The sequence below is a fragment of the Achromobacter arsenitoxydans SY8 genome, assembly GCF_000236785.1.
GTDB classification, from domain to species: Bacteria; Pseudomonadota; Gammaproteobacteria; order Burkholderiales; family Burkholderiaceae_B; genus Achromobacter; species Achromobacter arsenitoxydans.
Window position 1 is genome coordinate 1 of record NZ_AGUF01000084.1, and the last position, 20254, is coordinate 20254.

Annotated in this window: 16 protein-coding genes; 11 read left to right on the forward strand and 5 right to left on the reverse strand. The window is 65.9% G+C overall.

Going from position 1 to position 20254, the window contains the following annotated elements; genetic code table 11:
* A partial coding sequence (locus tag KYC_RS29760) for a T6SS effector BTH_I2691 family protein (protein ID WP_008167955.1) occupies window positions 1-2501 on the forward strand: 2501 nt, incomplete at its 5' end.
* Entirely contained in the window at window positions 2501-3490 is a 990-nt protein-coding gene (locus KYC_RS25605) for a DUF6708 domain-containing protein (RefSeq protein ID WP_008167957.1), read from the forward strand. The genes KYC_RS29760 and KYC_RS25605, both read left to right, overlap by 1 nt.
* Before the next feature lie 126 nt (window positions 3491-3616).
* Here the strand turns inward: KYC_RS25605 and KYC_RS25610 are convergent, their stop codons facing one another.
* Window positions 3617-4303 (reverse strand): Crp/Fnr family transcriptional regulator, encoded by a 687-nt coding sequence (locus KYC_RS25610; protein WP_008167959.1) that lies wholly within the window; start codon window positions 4301-4303, stop codon window positions 3617-3619.
* Between the two features lie 225 nt (window positions 4304-4528).
* On the opposite strand from KYC_RS25610, the gene KYC_RS25615 reads away from it, so the two are divergent.
* The 6 genes from KYC_RS25615 to KYC_RS25640 all read left to right on the forward strand — a co-directional run bounded on the left by KYC_RS25615 (window position 4529) and on the right by KYC_RS25640 (window position 11827).
* Window positions 4529-5746: an ABC transporter substrate-binding protein gene (locus tag KYC_RS25615; protein WP_081478108.1), complete on the forward strand. Its 1218-nt coding sequence runs from the start codon at window positions 4529-4531 to the stop codon at window positions 5744-5746.
* 10 nt (window positions 5747-5756) lie between these two features.
* Window positions 5757-6671: a beta-keto acid cleavage family enzyme gene (locus KYC_RS25620; RefSeq protein ID WP_008167962.1), complete on the forward strand. Its 915-nt coding sequence runs from the start codon at window positions 5757-5759 to the stop codon at window positions 6669-6671.
* A gap of 62 nt (window positions 6672-6733) precedes the next feature.
* Complete coding sequence (locus tag KYC_RS25625) at window positions 6734-7510, forward strand: SDR family oxidoreductase (RefSeq protein WP_043519270.1); 777 nt, start codon at window positions 6734-6736, stop codon at window positions 7508-7510.
* Window positions 7511-7682: 172 nt separating this feature from the next.
* Window positions 7683-8228 (forward strand): sigma-70 family RNA polymerase sigma factor, encoded by a 546-nt coding sequence (locus tag KYC_RS25630; RefSeq protein WP_008167966.1) that lies wholly within the window; start codon window positions 7683-7685, stop codon window positions 8226-8228.
* Window positions 8225-9217 carry a FecR domain-containing protein gene (locus KYC_RS25635; protein WP_008167969.1) on the forward strand — a complete coding sequence of 331 codons (993 nt, stop codon included), beginning with the start codon at window positions 8225-8227 and terminating at the stop codon, window positions 9215-9217. The genes KYC_RS25630 and KYC_RS25635 overlap by 4 nt, the downstream gene beginning before the upstream one ends.
* A gap of 234 nt (window positions 9218-9451) precedes the next feature.
* The gene (locus tag KYC_RS25640; protein WP_008167971.1) at window positions 9452-11827 is read left to right on the forward strand and encodes a TonB-dependent receptor; all 2376 of its coding nucleotides are present in this window, start codon (window positions 9452-9454) and stop codon (window positions 11825-11827) included.
* A gap of 19 nt (window positions 11828-11846) precedes the next feature.
* On the opposite strand, the gene KYC_RS25645 is transcribed toward KYC_RS25640, so the two are convergent.
* The 4 genes from KYC_RS25645 to KYC_RS25660 are packed head-to-tail and all read right to left on the reverse strand — an operon-like array spanning window position 11847 to window position 16484.
* Window positions 11847-13949 carry a TonB-dependent receptor family protein gene (locus KYC_RS25645; RefSeq protein ID WP_008167973.1) on the reverse strand — a complete coding sequence of 701 codons (2103 nt, stop codon included), beginning with the start codon at window positions 13947-13949 and terminating at the stop codon, window positions 11847-11849.
* A gap of 60 nt (window positions 13950-14009) precedes the next feature.
* Complete coding sequence (locus KYC_RS25650) at window positions 14010-14708, reverse strand: ATP-binding cassette domain-containing protein (protein ID WP_008167975.1); 699 nt, start codon at window positions 14706-14708, stop codon at window positions 14010-14012.
* Complete coding sequence (locus KYC_RS25655; RefSeq protein WP_008167976.1) at window positions 14701-15480, reverse strand: ABC transporter permease; 780 nt, start codon at window positions 15478-15480, stop codon at window positions 14701-14703. The genes KYC_RS25650 and KYC_RS25655 overlap by 8 nt, the downstream gene beginning before the upstream one ends.
* Window positions 15477-16484 (reverse strand): substrate-binding domain-containing protein, encoded by a 1008-nt coding sequence (locus KYC_RS25660; protein WP_008167978.1) that lies wholly within the window; start codon window positions 16482-16484, stop codon window positions 15477-15479. The genes KYC_RS25655 and KYC_RS25660 overlap by 4 nt, the downstream gene beginning before the upstream one ends.
* 57 nt (window positions 16485-16541) lie before the next feature.
* Here KYC_RS25660 and KYC_RS25665 point away from each other — a divergent pair, with 57 nt between their 5' ends.
* The 3 genes from KYC_RS25665 to KYC_RS25675 all read left to right on the forward strand — a co-directional run bounded on the left by KYC_RS25665 (window position 16542) and on the right by KYC_RS25675 (window position 20159).
* Entirely contained in the window at window positions 16542-17252 is a 711-nt protein-coding gene (locus KYC_RS25665; protein WP_008167980.1) for a Crp/Fnr family transcriptional regulator, read from the forward strand.
* Between the two features lie 132 nt (window positions 17253-17384).
* Window positions 17385-18077, forward strand: a complete 693-nt coding sequence (locus KYC_RS25670; RefSeq protein WP_008167982.1) for a TehB-like domain-containing protein — start codon at window positions 17385-17387, stop codon at window positions 18075-18077.
* A gap of 189 nt (window positions 18078-18266) precedes the next feature.
* Window positions 18267-20159 (forward strand): hypothetical protein, encoded by a 1893-nt coding sequence (locus KYC_RS25675; RefSeq protein WP_008167984.1) that lies wholly within the window; start codon window positions 18267-18269, stop codon window positions 20157-20159.
* Window positions 20160-20254 lie beyond the last annotated feature (95 nt).

A 20254-nucleotide genomic window follows, 5' to 3' on the forward strand; every position in this document is an offset into this window, starting at 1 on the left:
CGGGCCCCGCGGTGACCTGCACGCGCAGCTTCATCATTTTGCCCCTGCGCTATGGCGCGGTGGGCGGCGCAGAGACCTCCCGCAAGCAGCTGCCGCCGCTGCCGGTAAACGCCGCTGACCCCTATAAGGTTGGAATGCTTAGCGAATCGTCCTACGCATTGCGGCCGTTGCGTCAGGGCTTTCTCTATGTGCTCATCAAGCGCAAGCAGAAACCGTATGAGTGGCACAGCCAGTACCGTGTTTCCGAGATCAGCACGCTCACTTACATTGATGCGGACAAGCCCTGGGAGTCTCCTGCGTCGGCCGATTTAGGTGCAGGGGGATCAACAAGGCTGACCTGGTTGTTGCAGATCTTCGATGTGGACGGCATCGACGATTTGCGTTTCCTTTTCAGCCCGGTTCCTCTCACGTCCGCAGTGCGGGACAAGTACCGCACCCAAGAGAGCCACCGTCAAACGATGAGATCGGTGAACCTGGTAAAGCTCGCGTCCGCCGCGCCTCCCCGGATGGAGCACGTGCTGGGTGCCGACCAGCTTGATCTGGTGGCCGACTTCGCCAAGGACAGCAAACCCGCACTCGAGGCGTTGTTGAAGGCCCAGGCCTTCTCGGCATTGCCCCCGCCGCTGCAATTGACGCGCATGGACATGATGCCGCCAGCCGGACGGACCGGACAGGGCGGCGTGGCCGTCGTCCTGGACGATCCGATTGGAATCGCCCAGGAACTCAATGCCTGGCGCAATGCAAGCGCCGAGCCCCTGGAAGCCTTCATGGCGCAGGCGGATGGCGAAAGCCTCACCAACCACCGCAAGTTTACGATCGCCTACGCCATCGAGAACATCAGGAAGCTCGTCGAGGATGAGGCTGAGCAGGCCTACTACAAGGATCACCAGAACATCGGCGTCCGCTACTCGGACCCTCAGTACGAAATGAGCAACCGCCACGCAGTCGTGCAGTCGTCCGGCGGCTACAGGATCTATCGCAATCCGGAGCACCACCGACAGGTGCGGGAGGCGGCCATCAAGGCTCGCCGTGCCGATAGCTGGAACAAGTACGCCGGCTACATCAACGAAGACATGCGCCAAGACTTTCTGAACCGCTATCGCTCGGAAGTCGACAAGGCCGACGCGGCCAAGGACGCGCGTGCTGCGGATCATCTGCTCTGGTTGCAGAGCAAACAACTGCTGGACGCGCTGGACGTCTTTGACCGGGACGACAAGGAACAGGCCCTGCTGTTCGAAGACCAGATGGGCAAGGCCATCGCAGGCATGAACGCCACCGCCGCCGGCGAGGCGTTGCTCGAACGCTGGCGCGCGGCGGGAGTCTCCCGCGAAAACCTGTTCTGGCGGTCATTGGCGCAGAACCAGGACGCCATCGAGGACGAGGTAAACCAGCTATTCAACAACCAAGGCGCGCTGGCGTCTCTCGATCCGGCTGCGTCGCAGAATCTGATCAAGAGGCTGGCCGATTTCTACGACAAGAGCCACGCCATGATGGATTCGCTGGCTGACGCCTCCACCGCCGGGCCGCCATCAAGCTACCTGGTGGGCGGAGCAATGCTCATCAACACGCTGGGCAATTCGCTGTTTCAGAGCAAGGCGGCAAGCATTCTGGATAAGCCCGTCAACAGGGTGTTTGCGTCCGTCCTGCATGCAAGGCTGGGCCAATTTGCCCAGTATTTCCGGCTGGAAATGCGTGACGGAAAAGCGTTGAGCCGGGGCACGACAGCCCGCATAGACCGCGCCACCACCCGCAGCATCGACGAGGCCCTGAGTGCCGGAAAGATGGGGGCGATGACTGAGGTACGCATCGGCGGCGTGCTGGTGTTCTTGGAGATATGGAATCTCTATAACAAGCTGACAGTCCTGCATAAACAGAGCAGGGAATATGTCGAGGCCGTGACGGCGCTGGTGGCGCTAACGGCTGCCGGTGTTGAATTGGGGGCTTGCGCGGTGTCGCTGGCCGAGCGGAGCGGTAATGCTGCGGTTCGGCAGGGTGCCAGGGTTTTTGGTAGTGGGTTGCGGTTGACGGCGGGGGTTTTGGCGGGGTCGGCTGCAGTGGTGGGGGCGTGGTATGACTTCAAAGAATTTAGCGAGAATGTCAAAGCGGAAGAGTACTCTGCCGCTGGAATATATTTCCTACGCGCAGCCACGCAAGTCGGCGCGGCTTCTCTGTCGGTCGCGGTTGGACTTGGCCATGCGGGTCCATTTTTCGAGTACCTGCTCAAGAAATACGGAAATCGCCCGTTCCTCGGAAGACTTCTTATGGCGGGTTCACATCTATCCGAAGCAATGGCCGTGCGCATGGCGCCCATGCTGCGAGTCTTTTTCGGACTCAATCTTGCGATCTTAGCCTTAGTGCTGATCGAGATTTTCGTGCTTCCCAACGATCTAGAACGGCTTCTCGATCATTGCACGTTCCGCAAGAATCGTAGCAATGGCATCGTAGACACTGAAGAAAAGGAGATTGAAAGAATGCAGCACGCGATACAGAGGGAACTCTGATGTACTTTCTAGAGCGAGGATTCGAATGGTCCAAGAGCCTGATGTCGTACGAAGATGCCACGGAGGAGCTCAATAAGAAGCAACGCCAGCCCGGCCAAGCTGAACTTCAGGCGCCGGAAGGCGTGGGTGAATCCGTCTCCGCTGCAGTCTATGAAAATGACTCCCTGTATTCGTATAACGACACCTATATTGACGTCCGCACCCCCAACGATGAAAAGCGAGGTGTCATAACGATATTTGCAGGCTCAATTTACAGCATGATGATTTACGCATTTGTGATGACCTCAGCCATAGCTGTTGAGAGTTTTGTCTCCGGATATTGGGCAGGTGAGCCAGTATCAGGATCAGACTATTTGTTTCTCAGCTTCTTTCCCTTGGCTTTCCTTGTAGTGCTCTGGATACTTTTGAAATACACATTCCGATTCTTCCGTTTGGAGTCCCTGACCGCTCGGCGCATCATCGTTCGCTTCAACCGCATCACCCGCAAGGTTTACCTGCTGCGCCCCAAGCATTTGGGCGGCATCAGAATCATGGATTGGGATAAAACAGAGGTGCTCCTGGACAAGAGCATGAGTGAAGTGGAGGGCACGGGTGGATTCATTATCCTGGGCTGGGACAGAGGCGACGGCGTGGACTTGCAGGGTACGCGCACAGACAATTTCGAGGTGACCTTCGTCGGCAAGCCGACACGCAACGCCAGCGAATTGCTCGCATTCTGGGAATACATCCGCCGCTACATGGAAGACGGCCCCGCTGCCGCGCCGGCGCCCAAAAAGCTCCTCACCAAATTCCCCTGGCCCTGGCTCTCGTTCAAAGCGGCCTGGGGCCTGGACACCCGGTTCTTTCGACACAGCGGGCTGTGGGTATTCGTGGTGATCAATATATTGATACTGCCGGCCATCCTCATCCATGCCACCGGTCATTGGCTGTCGCTGCTGCTGTGCTACGAGCCGCGGTTTCCTCGCGTCATTGAAGAAGCGGGGCTTTGAGCCTCAGCGGCACGTGCGGCAGGCGGGCGTCAAGAATCGCCGCGCCAGTAGCTGGAGGTCACTTTTTGAGGTCAGGCTGGTCAAGCCATCGAAACCGCGTTCGGCCCTGGCTTGTTCAGACCTTCCCTAGCGCCGCTGCGCCGCGGGGTCGATGCTGATCTTTGCAAACCGGTACAGCGCGTCCTTGTCCAGCACCGTCAATCCGCCGTAGTGCGTTTGCAGCACGCCGGCGCGGGCCAGTTTGGTCAGGGCGGCGTTGCAGCGCTGGCGCGACACGCCGCACAGGCTGGCGATTTCTTCCTGGGAGATCTTCAGACGCCCCTGGGTGCCCGAATGAACCTCGGCGTCCAGCTGCGCCACGACGGCGCGCGCCACCGTGGTGTCGACGTCGAGCAGCACGTTGCCGGTGTAGCAGCCCATTAGCCAGTTCACCCGCTGCGCCAGATGGGTCATCAGCGCCTTGGTGAATTCGATGTTGTTGTTCCACAGGCGTTCACAGGTGTCGCGCGGCAGGATGACGATGCGGCTTGGCCTGAGCGCCACGACTTCATATTCAAAGCGTTCGCGGCGGATCATGGTGGCCTCGCCGAACCAGCTGCCGGTGCTGAATCCCGCCAGCGACAGCGTCCTGCCGTCGGTGCCGGGCGACGACCATTTCACCAGGCCTTCGACCACGCCGTACCAGCCCGGCGAGCGCGATCCGGCGCGAAAGAGGTATTCGCCTGCGGACAGCGACACCGTGCGCAATTCCGAGCGGACCACGCTGCGTTCCAGGTCCGGCAGGCCTTTGTACCAGGGCACCACGTCCAGCATGCTGTCCACGGGGCATCGCGCGAGCCGGCGGCTAGCGTGTGACGATTCGTTGCCCGCCGGGGCAGGCTGTCCGCGCATGGTCGTCCCCTGTCTGGTTCCGGAAATTTGCCCAGGTAAACCCTAGGTTTCATTGTCAACATGATGACTGTCCGAGGGGCTGCCGGGCCGCAGAATGATTGACGCCCTTCGGGCCAAAAACCATAAGAGGAGACCGGTATGTTGTCAATGCCACGCATGATGTCCGCCACCGCGATCGCTTGCGGTATGACCGTTACACTCCTGCACGCCACTGCCGCACAGGCGCAGGTTTCGGATGATGTCATCCGCATCGGCTTCATTACCGACATGTCCGGCGTGTACTCGGGGCCGGATGGCCCCGGGGGCGCGGAAGCCATCAAGATGGCGATCGAGGAAATGGGCGGCGAGATCAATGGCAAGAAGATCGAACTGCTGACGGCCGACCACCAGAACAAGGCGGACGTCGCGTCGGCCAAGGCCCGGGAATGGTTCGACCAGCGCGGCCTGGATATGTTGATCGGCGGCACCAATTCCAGTACGGCGCTGGCGATGTCCAAGGTGGCCTCGGACAAGAAGAAGCCGATCATCGTGGTGGGCGCGGGCGCCCCGGCGCTCACCAATGAGCAATGCACCCCCTACACCCTGAACTACGCCTACGACACCGTCGCCCAGGCGCGCGGCACGGGCGCCGCGGTGGTCAAGGCGGGCGGCAAGAGCTGGTATTTCCTGACGGCCGACTACGCCTTCGGCCACGCGCTGCAGGCCGACACGACCACCGTGGTCAAGACGGGCGGCGGCACGGTGGTGGGCTCGGTGAAGCACCCGCTGGCCGCCAGCGATTTCTCGTCGTTCCTGCTGCAGGCGCAAAGCAGCAAGGCCGAGATCCTGGCCCTGGCGAACGCGGGCGCGGACGCGACCAACTCGATCAAGGCCGCCAACGAATTCGGCATCACGAAGACGATGAAGCTGGCCGGCATGATCATGTTCATCAACGACATCCACGCGATGGGGCTGCCGGCGGCGCAGGGCATGTACCTGACCGACAGCTGGTACTGGAACGCGTCGGACGATACCCGCGCCTGGGCCCGCAAGTTCTTCGAACGGCGGCAGGCCATGCCGTCTTCGCTGCAGGCGGCGGACTACTCGGCGGCGCTGCAGTATCTGCGCGCAGTCAAGGCCACGGGCACCGACGACGCCGACAAGGTGCTCGCCTACCTGCGCGGCAATAAGCTGAACGACATGTACATCAAGGACGGGGTGGTCCGTCCGGATGGCCGCGTGGTGCACGACATGTATCTGCTGCAGGTGAAGTCGCCGGAACAGTCCAAGGAGCCCTGGGACTACTTCACGGTGCTGCAGGCCATTGACGGCAATCAGGCCTTTACCAAGCAGTCCGAGAGCCGTTGCGCGCTCTGGAAATCCTAGGAGAGCCCTCATGGCAAAGCGCAAAGTGATTGTGACCATCGCCCCGACCGGGGGCATGGCGCTGAAAAGCCAGAACCCGCACCTGCCCACGCAGCCCGCCGAAATCGCCGAAGACGTTTACCGCTGCTACAACGCGGGGGCTAGCGTGGTCGCCCTGCACGCGCGGCGTCCGGACGATCTTGCCACTTGCGACGCGGCGGTCTATCGCCAGATGAACACGCTGATCCGCGAACGCTGCGACATCGTCCTGAACAACTCCACGGGTGGGGGCGTGCACGGCGACATGGTCAAGGAGACATCGCCGGGCACCTGGGAGATCCTCTGGGAAGAGCGCCTGAAGGGCATGGATGCCGGCGCCGAGATGTGCACGCTGGACGCCACGACGCTGAACCTGGCCTTCGGCGACCGCGAATACCTGATGAACACGCCGCTCAGCAAGGGGCGCGAGCTTGCAGCGGGCATGAAGGCGCGCGGCATCAAGCCCGAATGGGAGGTGTTCAGCCCCACGCACATCCTGCAGGACGTGACGACGCTCATCAACGAAGGGCTGGACGAGGGGCCGCATTTCATCAATCTGGTCATGAACGTGCATCGCAATTTCCAGAACGCCATGCCGTTTTCGCCCCGCCACCTGCAGATGATGGTGGACCTGCTGCCCAAGGACAGCATCTTTTGCGTCAGCGGCATCGGGCCGTCGCAGCTCGAAGCCAACATCAGCGCGCTGCTGCTGGGCGGCCATGCGCGCGTCGGGCTGGAAGACAACCTCTACTACCGCCATGGCGAACTGGCCACCAACGTCCAGCTGACGGAGCGCATCGTGCGCATCATCCGCGAAATGGACATGGAGCCCGCCACGCCCGCAGAGGCGCGCGAGATCCTGGGCCTGCCGCTCAAGAGCGGCATCCGCCCCGACTTCGCGCTCTGATCCGGGCACTGCCGGCGCGGCCGCGGCCGCGCCGGCTTTTCCGCATTCTTGGGATGGACAACATGATCGAATCTTTGAAAGGCAGCCGGGTCCTGGTCACGGCGGGCGCCCACGGCATCGGCCTGGCGATCGCGCGCAAGTTCATGGAGTCGGGCGCGGACGTGCATATCTGCGACGTGGATGCGCAGGCGTGCCGGGCGGCCCAGGACAGGCATCCCGCCCTGAGCGCAAGCGTCACCGACGTTTCGGACGAAGCCCAGGTCCGGGCCATGTTCGATGCGCTTGCGAAGCGCTGGGGCGCGCTCGACGTCCTTGTGAATAACGCCGGCGTGTCGGGGCCGACCAGCCGCCTCGAAGACACGACGCTGGACGCCTGGCGCAACACGCTGGACGTCAACCTGACCGGCACCTTCCTGTGCGCGCGCAGCGCCGTGCCGCTGCTGCGGGCGGCAGGCGGCGGATCCATCGTCAATATTTCGTCCGTCGCGGGGCGGCTGGGGTTTTCCTTGCGCACGCCGTACAGCGCCAGCAAGTTCGGACTGGCCGGCCTGACGCAGACCTGGGCCATGGAGCTGGGGCCGTCGAACATCCGCGTCAATTCCGTGCTGCCAGGCGTTGTATCGGGCGACCGTGTAGAGCGCGTGATCGCCGCGCGCGCGGCGGCGGGCGGCGTCAGCAATGACGAGATGCGTGAGCAGCTGGTGGAAAAGGTGTCGCTGCGCCGCATGACCCGCCCGGAAGACGTCGCCAATCAGGTGGCCTTCCTGTGTTCGGAAGAGGGCGCGATGATCAGCGGGCAGAGCATTTCGGTGTGCGGGAACGTGGAATACCTGGGTTGACTCCACGAGCGCCGTCTCTGATCCTCCGGGGGCGCCAGCGGCCGGCTTGGCCAGTTGCCAAATCCCGCGGCCCCGGTTCATAATCTGCGCTTTGTTAATTGATAACCGTTCGCATTAAATGTGATGCGTGGCGGTGTCGCGAGCAGGCGGGATCGTGAGCGGATCGGAACGTGTGTCCCAGGACTTCGAGAGCCTCTACGGCAATCATCATGGCTGGCTGCTGGCCTGGGTGAACTGGCGCCTGGGCAACGCGGCGGATGCGGCCGACCTGGCGCACGACGCTTTCGTGCGCCTGTTGACGCGGCCTTGCCATTTCGACAATCCGCGGCAGGCGCGGACCTATTTGCGCAAGATGGCCAACGGTATGTGCGTCGACCTGTGGCGCCGCCGCGACCTGGAGCAGGCCTGGCTGGATGTCCTGGCGGCGCAGCCCGAGCCCACCGTGTCGTCGGCCGAAGACCAGGCCATGGTGCTGGAAGCGCTGGGCGAAATCGACGCCATGCTGCGCGAATTGCCGCCCAAGACCGCGCATGCGTTCGTCATGGCGGTGGCTTGCGAAATGACCGACCAGGAAGTGGCCGACGTCCTCAAGGTGTCGTCGCGCACGGTTCGCACGTACGTCGCCCAGGCCATGCTGTGCTGCATGAAACTGGAGGCGCGGCTGGCGGCGGGGCTTGCGGGCGAGCCAGCCGGCGCGCTGCAAGGGGCGGCGGCATGAGCGCCGCACAGGCGCGGGAGCCCTCGCACCGCGCCATGGAGCAGGCCGCCGAATGGTATGCGCTGCTGCGCTCCGGCGAGGCATCGTCCGCCGAACGCCTGCAGTGGCAACAGTGGTTCGACCGGGCGGCGGAGCATCGCGAGGCCTGGCTTTATGTGGAGCGCATCGGCCGCCGGTTCGCGCCCTTGCAATCCAGCCCGGACAGGGATGCGGCGGTATCGGCGTTCGGCCAGGCCGTGTCGGCGGGGCCGCGCAGGCGCCGTCGACTGTTGTTGGGGCTGGCGGGCATGCTGGGCATCGGCGCCCTGGGGTGGACGGCGTGGCGCCAGACACCGTTGCCCATTGTGGCCTCGACCTGGGGGGCCGACCATCGCGCGGGCATCGGCGAAACCCGGCGAATCGCGCTTGCCGACGGTTCCCAGGTCTGGCTCAAGGCTTTGAGCGCGTTCGATGTCGACTACAGCGGGACGTTGCGCCGCCTGCGGCTGGTTGGGGGCGAGATGCTGATCGCCACAGCGAAAGATCCGTTGCGCCCATTCGTGGTCGATACCGCTCAGGGGCGGTTGCAGGCCCTGGGCACGCGCTTTACGGTGCGGGGCGAGGAAGGCGGGGTCGTGGTCGCCGTCCACGAGGGCGCCGTCCGCGTGGACACCGCCGTGTCCCGCTCCAGCGGGATCGTGCCGGCCGGACGGCAGGCGCGATTCACGGCGGACACGCTGGAAGCGATGACGCCGGCCGACCCCGCGCGAGAAGCCTGGACACGGGGCGCGCTCGTGGCCGACGACACGCCGTTGGGGCAGGTGGTCGAGGAATTGCGCCGCTATCACTTTGGTCACCTGGCCGTAGCCCCCGAGCTTGCTCATCTGCCCGTGTTTGGCAGCTATCCCATCCAGGACACGGAACGTGCGCTGGACATGCTGGCCTCGGTGCTGCCCGTCCGGGTGCGCCGGACGCTCCCGTGGTGGATCAGCATCGAACCGCGCGCCTGACAGCAATCTGCGTCCGGTCCTTCCGGGTTTTGCCGTCTCGTTCGATTAAGGATAGTGAGAGCCGCTGCAGCCTCGGGATTTGCATGGCCGGCGCGGCGCTCTCGCCTTCCAGAAAACTACGCACGAGAGCACAGGTCCCCCATGTCCGAACGTCCTTCCCCCGCCACCGCGGTATTCCCCGCGGCCCGCACGCGCCCCTTGGCTCCCCGTCGCGGCCGTTGGCGGACGTGGGGCATGCCCATGGCCCTGGCCCTGGCCGTATCCGCGGTCTGGGGGCCTCCCTCCCTTGCGCAGCAGGCGCCGGCGGGAGCCGGCGTGGCCGACCAGATCACGTTCGATATCCCGCCGGGGCCCCTGAACCAAGTGTTGACGCGACTGGCGAACGCGTCGGGCATCTTATTGGCTGCGCCGGTGGAACTGGTGGCGGATCGCAACAGCAATGGCGTGCGGGGGCGCCATTCCGGCCACGACGCGCTGGAACTGGCCTTGGCTGGAACGGGGTTGCGCGCCACGCGCGAGGCGCCGAACCAGTACCGGCTGAGCGTGATCCCCGGACCCGGGGTCGCGACGCTGGAGACCGTGACGGTGAGCGGCAGCGCGCTGTCCAGCGGACTGCCGCCGGTGTACGCGGGCGGTCAGGTGGCGCGAGGCGGCCGCGTGGGCCTGCTGGGCAACCGCGACGACATGAGCACGCCGTTCAGCGCGACGCAATACACCTCAAAGCTGATCGAGGAGCAGCAGGCGCAGAACATCGGCGACGTCCTGGTCAATGATCCGACCGTGCGCAATACCTATTCGCGCGGGGCAGGGCGGGATGAGTTCAACATCCGCGGGTTCACGCTCTTTAATTACGACGTGTCGTTCAACGGCCTGTATGGCGTGTCGCCGCGCAACTCCAGCTCCTTGATCGGCGTGGAGCGCGTGGAGGTGCTGCGCGGCCCCAATGCCCTGCTGAACGGCATGGCGCCCTACGGTTCCGTGGGCGGTTCGATCAATCTGGTTCCCAAGCGGGCCGGTCAGGACCCGCTGAACCGCTTTACCGTGTCCTATATCGGCGACAGCCAGTTTGGCGCGCATGCAGACTTGTCGCGACGCTATGGCGACAGCCAGGAGTGGGGCGTGCGCTTGAACGTGGCCGGCAGCGGCGGCGACCTGCCGATGGACTGGGCGCGGGAAGACCTGGGGGCGGTGGCATTAGGCCTGGACTACCAGAGCGAGCGCTTTCGGGTGGAAGGCGACATCAACTATCAGAATCGCACCACCGATGCGCGCAGCGGCCTGCTGTTCGCGCCTGCGCCGGGCGTGGAGATCGGCCGGGCCCCGGACGCGCGGCGCAATTTCTTTCCGTCTTGGACCTACTGGAAGACAAAGGAATGGTCGGGCGCGCTGCGCGCCGAGTATGACGTGACGTCCGACTGGACGGTATATGGCGCGCTGGGCGCGCGCAAGCACGATTTTGAAAGCCTGCAGACGAGCTGGCTCATGCTGAACGAGGCGGGCGATATCGGCGCGGTGCCGGCGCGGTTGAACGAATCGCTCACCAGCAAGACCGGCGAGGTCGGCGTGCGCGGACGTTTCCAGACCGGGCCGCTCAAGCACGAGCCCGCGCTGAGCGCCAGTGTGCTGGACATCGACTATTCGTCGGCGCGGATCCGGTCCAGCACGCTGTTTTCCAATATCTATCAGCCCGCCGACCTGGCCAAGCCGAACATCGCGCGCCCATCGGATCTGCCTAGGACCAGCGATTCGCGGCTGTACAGCATCGCCCTTGCCGACACGATCTCGCTGGCGCAGGACCGCGTGCAGTTCATCGCGGGTGTGCGGCACCAGCGTGTTGAGTCCGCCAACTTCGATGCCGCCACCGGCCGTCAGACGTCGAACTACGACAAATCCGCAGTCACGCCGGCGTTTGCGCTGACCGTGAAGCCGACCGAGCGCCTGTCGCTGTACGGCAACTACATCGAGGGACTGAGCCAGGGCGGGACGGCGCCCGAGGGGGCCGTCAATGCGGGCGAAGTATTCGCGCCAGAGATTTCCAAGCAATTCGAGCTGGGCGCCAAGTACGACTTCGGCGATTTCGCCACCACCCTCAGCGCCTTCCAGATTGAGCGCCCCAGCAGCTATCTGGATCCCGCCTCGCTGCGCTACGTGTCGAATGGCCAGCAGCGCAACCGCGGGCTGGAGTTGCTGGTTCAGGGCGAGCCGGCCCGCGGGGTGCGGCTGCTGGGCGGGGTAGCCTACACGGACGCGCGCCTGACCCGCACGGAGGGCGGCGTCAACGACGGGAACCGGGCGCCCGCGGTGCCGCGCTTCCAGTTCAACGCGGCGGCGGAATGGGATACACCCTTCTTGCCTGGCCTGACGCTCACGGCGCGGATGCTGCGCACCAGTTCGCAGGTTGTCGACGTGGGCAACACGCAAGAGATCCCCGGCTGGACGCGGTTTGACGTCGGCGCCCGCTATGCATTCAACGCCAACGGCAGGCCCGTGGTGGTCCGGGCGATGGTGGAGAACGTGCTGAACAAGAACTACTGGCAGTCAGCGGCGCGCGAAGGCCTGACGGTCGGCGCGCCGCTGACGGTGCTGCTGTCCGTGAGCACGGAGTTCTGACGCCGCCGGTGCGACTGCATCAGAACTTGTACGCCACCCCCGCGCTGAACGCGCGGCCATTGCCCGGCAGGAAGATCGGCATGGCCGGCGTGGCGGTGTTGCGGATGGCGTAGCTGCTGGCGTAGGTCTTGTCCGTCAGGTTGTCGGCCGTCAGGTAGCCGCTCCAGTGCGCGTCGTGTTCGTAGGCGATCTTGAAGCCGAGCAGCGCGTAGGCTTCCTGCTGGGTGCCGGGTGCGTTGGCGTGGTTGGTTTCGGTGTCGCTCATCAGCCAGCGTACATTCGGCCCGAAGCGCCAGCCGCCGATGCGGTACATCACTTCGGCGCTGAGCAGGTGGCGCGGCACGCCCGCGATGCGGTTGCCCTGGTACTGGCCGCTGCGGAAGCGGAAGTCGCTGAGGGTATAGGCGATGCGGTAGTCGAACATGCCGGCGCCGGGCGAGGGCAGGGTGCCCGACAGGCCCGCCTCGATGCCCTGGTGGCGCGTGCGGCCGTTGTAGTTGTAGGTGCCGGCCGGCGTGCCGTTTTCGTTGGTGACGGACATCAGCTCGTCCTCGACCTTGCTGCGGTACAGCGACACGCTCCATTGCTGGTCGCGGCCGGCCACGGTGAAGACGCCGTCGCCGCCGACCTCATAGGTCAGGGCGCGCTGCAGATCCAGTTTGCTCATTGATGTGCTGGCGGTGGCCGGGTTCATGGGCGCGGCGACTTCGCCGTTGACGATTTCCCAGAAGGTCGGGGCTTCGTTGCTGCGGCTCACGTTGGCGTACCAGCGCTGCGACGCAGCGGGTTGCCAGATAACGCCGAGCTTCGGGGTGGCGTAGCGCCAGTCCTGGTCCAGCGTCTTGCCGCTGTTGCGCTCGTGCGCGTCGCGCACCGCCACGCTGTACTTCAGGTCGCCCACCACGCTGAACTGCGGCGTCAGGTGCCAGTCCAGGCCGATCATGGCGCTGCGGTTCTCGGCGCGCAGGTCGTAGGCGCCAAAGCGCTGCAGGCGCTGGCCGTCGGACGGGCGGATCGCGTACAGGTCGCGGTCCATATTGCTGCGTTGCCAGTCCAGCGCGGCGCGGTAGTCCACCGTGCCGATCTTGCCGTTCAATTGCCAGAGCAGGCCGTAGGTGTCGCCGTCGGTCACGTTGGCGACCTGCGGATTGGTGAAGTCGTCGTTTGTGTGCTGCCAGTAGACGCCGGCGGTCTGGTTGAAGGCTTCGGTGCCCCAGAAGCTGCGGTTGGCCAGGCGGAACTGGTTGGTGTCGCGATGCGGGTCGCGCTTGTAGACGTTGTTCGACAGGTCCTGCGGTGTTGTGCCGTCGCCCAGCACGCTGCGCGGATCCTCATACATGCGCGCCTTGGGAATGGGTTGCGGGATATCGAACTTCAGGTCGGTGTAGGAAAGATAGGTGCGGTTCTCAAACAGCCCGCGGCGGAACCCCACGTTGCCCTGGAAACTGGTGCGCTCCGACGAGGAATGGTGGCGGTAGCCGTCCGACTTGTCATAGCCGAAACTGAAGCGGCCGTCGATCCGGTCGTCCTGGAAGCCCTTGGCCAGCGTGACGTTGCGCGTGCCGAAGCTGCCGCCGCCCAGGCGGATGAAGTCGCCTTGCGTGCCGGTGATCGACTGGAAGTCGACTTCGCCGCCCAGCGTGCTGGCGCCGGGGGCCAGGGCATTGGCGCCGCGCCGCACGGTGATGATGCCGGCGTTGCGCGGTTCCAGCAGGCTGATGATGAAGGAGCCGTCCGCATCGTTGAGCGGCAGGCCGTCCTGCATGAGCAGGATGCCCCGCGACAGCGGGTTGCTCTGGATGCCGGATCCACGGATATTCAGGCGCGGCTGGTCCAGGCCGCCGAAGAATTCCTGCACGATCACGCCGGGCTGGTAGTCCAGCGCGTCGCGCAGGGTGATGAGGCGGACCTCGTGCTGCGGCTGGATCAGGTTGGTGCCGCCGGGCACAGCCTGCAGCTCGGCCTCCACGCGCTGCACGTTCGGTTCCAGGGCGCGCGGCACGGCCGCGCCCGTTACGACCACGGGAGAGAGCGACGGCGCTTCCTGCGCCATGGAGACGGACAGCCCGAGGGCGCCGAGGGTGAGGGTGGACGCGAGTTGGCGCAGGACAGGAGTAGACATCAGGTGGATTCCACGAAGAACGGACTGGGCGTTACCAGGAAAGGTGCAGAAAGACATACGTCATGGTTGCTTTCTTGAATCGAGCAGCAGACTGCGCAGGCGGTCGGCGTCGGCGGCGCGTTGCGGGCTGCCAAGAGGGCCGCTGAGCGGAATGGGCGTGACGCGGCCCTGGTCGACCACCGCGCAGCGGTCCACCAGGCCCAGCAGTTCCTTCGGGTCGTGGCTGATGCAGAGCAGGGCCGCGCCGCGGCGCGCCAGTTCCTCGTGGCAGCACGCGGCAAGCTGGCGGCGCAGGGCGGGATCGAGCGCGCTGAACGGTTCGTCCAGCAGCAGCAGGTCGGGCTCCAGCGCCAGGGCGCGGGCCAGCGAGACCCGCTGGGCCATGCCGCCGGACAGTTCGCCGGGCCACGCCTGCGCCGCGGCGTCCAGGCCGACCCGGCTCAGCCAGCCGGCCGCGACGGCGCGGGCCTCGGCTTTGCCGCGGCCCGCCGCGCGCAATGGAAGCGCCACGTTGTCCAGCGCACTGCGCCAGGGCAGGAGCCGGGGTTCCTGGAACATCAGCACCGGATGATTGAAGGCGTTGCGCAGCACGCCCGCGCTAGGCGCCAGCAGACCGGCGGCCAGACGCAGCAGTGAACTTTTGCCGGCGCCGCTGGGCCCCAGCAGGCCCAGCCTTTCGCCCGGCGCCAGGCGCAGGTCGACCTGTTCCAGCACGGTCTGGGCGCCGAAACGCAGGGACAGCGTGTTCATTTCAAGCATGGCTGGGCTCCATCCAGCGGCCGAGCCGGCGCTGCAGCGGCTGCAGCAGCGCAAACTCCAGCAGCGCGACCAGTCCGAAGATCAGCAGGACCCACGCGAAAAGCTCGGCGGTGTCGAAGGTGCTGCGGGCATTGGCGAGGGCGTAGCCCACGCCGTTCTCCGCGCCCAGGACCTCGGCCATGACGACCAGGCGCACGCCGCCGCACATGGCGATGAGCAGGGCGGCCAGCAGGGGCGCGCTCAGCGCGGGCAGGTACAGGTGGCGCAGCCGCAGCCAGGCGCCGTAGCGGTACACGTGCGTCATCTCTACGAGGCGCCGGTCCACGTGCAGCATGCCCTTGACCGTGTTGACGTACATGCCCGGCGCCATCATCAGCGTCGTGATGAAGATGACCATCGGCGAGCCCAGGCCGAACCACAGCATGGCCAGCACCACCATGACGACGGGCGGCATGGCCATGAGCAGCCAGCGCAGCGGTTCAATCAGGCCGCGCAGGCGCGCGCTATGCCCCGCCAGCACGCCCAGCGCGAAGCCGATGGACGCGCCTGCCAGCACGCCCACGCCGATGCGCATCAGGCTCACGCCGGCATTGGCGAAGAACTGCTCGCTGCGCACCAGGGGACCGATCGCGCGTAGCGCGTCCCACGGCGTGGCCATCAGCAGCGGCCCCAGGTGGCGCGCGGTCAGGTGCCACGCAAGCAGCAACAGCAGGACGCCGGCCACGCTCCATCCGCGCGACGTGCGCGCGGGACTTGCGGGAGGCGCGCTCATGGTCCGTAGAAGCCGACGGGCGGCAGGTCGCCGCCGATGGGCTGCGGAAAGCGGCTGGCCAGCAGCCGGTACAGCGCTTCCAGTTCGGGGCGGGCGTCGCGGGCGCTGCGGCTGTCCAGCCGGGTGCCGCGGATCGCCGTGACGACGGCAGGCTTGGGCAGGTGCGGCAGATGTTCGCGCACCAGGTCGGCGCAGGCCTCGGGATTGGCCGCGCACCATCGCGCCGATTCCGCATAGGCCAGGTCCACGGCACGGCAGAGCGCGGCGTCCTCCGCTACGCCGGCTGCGGCCATGACGCCGGCCTGCGGCAGCGAGGGCTGTTCCGGGAAGCTGCCGCGCCAGGCCTGTTCCAGGCTCTGCGCGCGGTGCAGGGTCACGCCGCTGGTCTGCGCCGCGCGCCACAGTAGCAGCGAAGCCATCGGTTCGACCAGCAGGACGCTTTCCGCCTGGCCGTTGAGCACCAGGGCGATGGCGTCCTGGGCGTCGCGGGTGCGCCGCAGCGCAACGGGCGCGAGTCCCCGATCGGCCTGGGACTGCAGCAAGGTGTCCAGCAGCACGGCCGGCAGGTCGCGCTGGAATGGGGCCACCAGTTCGCGGCCTGCCAGGTCGGAAAAGGTCTTCACTTCAGGGTTGCGGCTGACCAGCCAGAGGATCCCCCACACCGATATGTTCAAAAGGCGCACGGGCATGCCGCGGTTGTGCAGCAGCGCGGGCAGCGTGCTGGGCGCCGCGCTGAAATCAATATCCTTGTTCACCAGCAGCGTGCGCAGCTGGTCCGGCGTCTGCCAGAGGCGGAACTGCAGCTTGCCGGCGTACTCCGATAGCGCGCGGGTGGCCGCCATGTGCATCAGCGGATAGCTGACCACGGCGCCCGGCCCAGCCAGTGTCAACAGGTCACGCTGGCGCGGCGTGGCGGCAAGGGTGGTTTGCAGGCGCGGCAGAAGGGCGGCGCCCAGCGCCGCGGCGCAAAGCCGGCGGCGGATGTGCAGGGTCGTTTCGGACATTATTCTAAATACGAATTATTATTATTTAATTCTCACATCCTCGCCCAAAGATCCAGAATGACAAATATCAATCTGCCCGAGCCGCCTGCCGCCGCCGAACTGCTGGCGAAGCATCCGCTGCTGAACGGGCTGCCGGCCGGCGTGGCTGCGGATCTCGTGCTCGATGCAAGCGCCTTGCGCGCCGATGCCGGGCAGGTGTTGTTCAGCGAAGGCGACGAGGCGCGCCATTACCTGCTGGTCGAAAGCGGCCAGGCCGAGGTCATGCGCTACAGCTACGACGGCGACGAACGCGTCTTCCGCGTCTTCGAGCCCGGCCAGCTGATGGCCGAGGCGGCGATGTTCATGCCGCACGGCCGCTACCCCATGCTGGCGCGCGCGCGCACCGACCTGCGGTGCTGGCGGCTGAGCCGCGCGCGCCTGCACGACGCGTGCCGTCGTTGGCCGGACCTGGCGCTCAAGCTGCTGGCGAACATGAGCAAGGCCGTCTACGACCAGGTGAACAAGGTCGACTGGATGACCTCCAGTTCGGCGGCGGAGCGGCTGGCCAATTACCTGATGGGGCTGCAGGAGCGTCAGGGCACTGAATTGACCCTGCCGCTGAACCAGCGCCAGTTGGCCGCGCACCTGGGCATCCGGGCGGAGACGCTGAGCCGCCTGCTGCACGAGTGGCAGTCGCAGGGGTACATCAGCGGCAAGCGCAGCCAGTGGACCCTGCATGACTCCACTCACCTGGCCAGCCTGTCCATGACGGCGCGGCGGCCGTTCTGAAGGCTGAAGGCGCGGGCGGCGTGCCGCCTGTACATGGGGCCGACCACGGCGGGCCGCCAATGACTTTCGTCATGTGAGCCGTGCGCGCCGGCCCGGAGAATGGATGGATCTTCACCATGACCGATCCCGTCCATGTCCCATCCCGCACCCGCCGATCCTGCCGCGCCCGCCCATACTGAAGACGACATTCGCAGGCTGGTGCACGGCTTTTACGCCAAGGTGCGCCAGGACGAGACGCTGGGGCCGATCTTCAATGCGCGCGTGGCGGACCGGGACCATCATCTGCAACTGCTGTGCGATTTCTGGTCGTCGCTGACGCTGGGCACGGGCCGCTTCAAGGGCGCGCCGATTCCCGCGCATGCCCGCATTCCGGACCTGTCGTGGCCGCTTTTTCAGCGCTGGCTGGCCCTGTTCCACGCGACGTCAGCGGAGCTGAGGTTGCCCGGACTGCAGGCTGAAGTGGACGCCATGGCCGAGCGCATCGCCGCCAAGCTATGGAGCGTGTGGCAGGATCGCGCGGCCATTCCCAGCCTGCCCGACACCCTGCCGGACGGCTTGCAGCCGTACAAGGACAGCCCGGTGTTCACACCAGAGAATCTGCCCGATGCGCTGAAGGCGGCGCATTCCACCAAGGCCGGCACATGGGGCTTGCTGAAGGTCCACGCGGGCGTGCTGCGCTTCGTGCTGGACGATGCCCCGCATACCCAAGTCGTGTTGACGGCGGGCCAGCGGGTGGTGATTGAGCCTGGCTTGCGGCATCACGTGGCCTTTGAACTGCCGGGCAGCTTCCAGATCACGTTCTGCAGGAAGCACGCGGACACCTGAGGGGTTAGCTACTTTCAGTTACGCAACATGCCGGGAAATCCGAAACATTTGCTGTCTACGGGCCGACCAAATCACGTTTTGCCGATCCGAAACGACGTTTCATCGAAAAAAAGAAGTCTCTCCTTGCCGCGCCGATAAAAATCGTCACGTCTTAGGTGCAGCCGGCCGGCTGCGTGCAAAGGATGAGAGATGAAGAAGCTGATTGCCAAACCGCCCGCGCGCACGGGGGTTGCGATACTGCTGGGCCAGGCCGGGCTGTTGCTGACGCAGCCCGCGTTTGCCGACATCAGTTGCCCGCAGCCGACGTCCTCGTCGTCGCCCACGACATGCACCGTCGGCGCGTCGGACAGCGGCAACCTGACCGTCGACTACACGGGCGCCACGGGCACTGGTTCCAACCAGGGCGGCTATGGCGGCAACTACATCGTGGTCAACAACGGCTACTTGGGGCCCAATCCGCAGCAGGCGCCTCTGTTCGTGCGCTTGAAGGGAGGCACGGGTTCGCCGGACGGCGATGACGCCGGCACATTCGGCGGGTGGGGCGGGCTCATCACCATCACGAACGCCGAATCGGTGGAATCCAACGCATCGCCCACGGAATCCGCACAGGGCGCCGCGCCGGGCATCTGGGACGATTCCAGTGCGCAATTCGGCATCTATGGCGCCTCGGTGGGCGGCACGGGCGGCACGCCGCCGGACAACGTCTTCGGCGGCGGCAACGGGGGCGGCGGCGGCAACGGGTCCGCCGTCAGCATTACCAATAACGGACAGGTCGTGGTGCAGAAGCTGCCGTATGGCGGCGCGGGCATCTACGGGGCCAGTATCGGCGGCACGGGCGGCAACCAGATGAGCGCCGCGAGCGGGGATCAGGTGGGCGGCAATGGCGGCAACAGCGACATCGTCTATATCACCAACAACGGTTCCGTCACCGTATCGTCCAGCAGCGCCGGGCGTTACGCCTGGGGCATCGGCGCGGAATCCATCGGCGGCGCGGGCGGCTGGGACAATGGCTGGGGGGGCACGGGCGGCGGGGGCAATCCCGGCGGCGACACCCAGGTCGCAAACTTCGGCAAGGTGCAAGTAGACGTCGAGACGCCGGGGGGAGCCAGCAGCAATCTCCTGACGGGCGGCGTGCGCGGCATGTATGCCGCCAGCCAGGGCAACGCCGGTTTCACTTCCAACGACGGCAGCGACAAGGGCGGCGCCGGTGGCGGATTCGGCGTGGTCGGGGCGGTCAACTTCGGACAGATATCGGTCTCCAGCCAGTCCGTGCAGGCGCCAACCTCGCTGTCCTCCTTGTCCGGCGGCATCGTGGTGGTCGGGCAGGGCGGCGACGGGGGCGGCGGTCCGAACACCATTACCGACACCAGCGGCGAGATCGGCGGCGCAGGCGGGACGAGCTCCGGGCTGGTCATCGCCGTGCTGAACGACGGATCGTCGTTGACGACCAGCGGCAATTACCTGCCGGGCGTCAGCGTGATCAGCCAGGGCGGCAATGGCGGCCCCGGCAATGGCAGCAGCAACGGCGCCAATGGCGGCAATGGGGGCGCCGCGCAAGTCGCGGTGAATGGCAGCGCCAGCGTGTCGACCGCCGGCCTGCAGTCGCACGGCGTCGTCGCGCGCAGCTATGGCGGGGCGGGCGGCGGCGTGAACCAGAGCAGCGGCCTGGTCGACTTCACGGGGGAAGACGCGGGCGTGGGCGGCGCCGGCGGCAAGGTTGTCGTTGCCACCGGCGATGCGCAGGAAGGCGTCGCGGGCGGCACGATCACGACGCAGGGCGACTACTCGATCGGCATCCTCGCGCAGTCGATGGGCGGCATCGGCGGCGCCACGTCGGGAAATTTCGAACTGTTCGGCAATGCGGGCGCGGACGCGGGCAATGGCGGAGCCAGCGGCACGGTCCAGATCGACAGCCTGTCGACCATTACCACCTATGGCACGTCGTCGCACGGCATCGTGGGGCAGGCCATCGGCGGGGGCGGCGGCACGGCGGGGCCCAGCGCCGGCCTGATCGCGGTGGGCGGGGCGGGGGCAGCGCGGTCGCGGGCGGCACGGTCAACGTCACCCATAGCGGCAACCTGAACACCCATGGCTCGGCGTCGATCGGCATGTTGGCCCAGTCCATCGGCGGGGGCGGTGGAGACGGCGGCAGCGCCAACGGCGTGGCCGTCATCGGC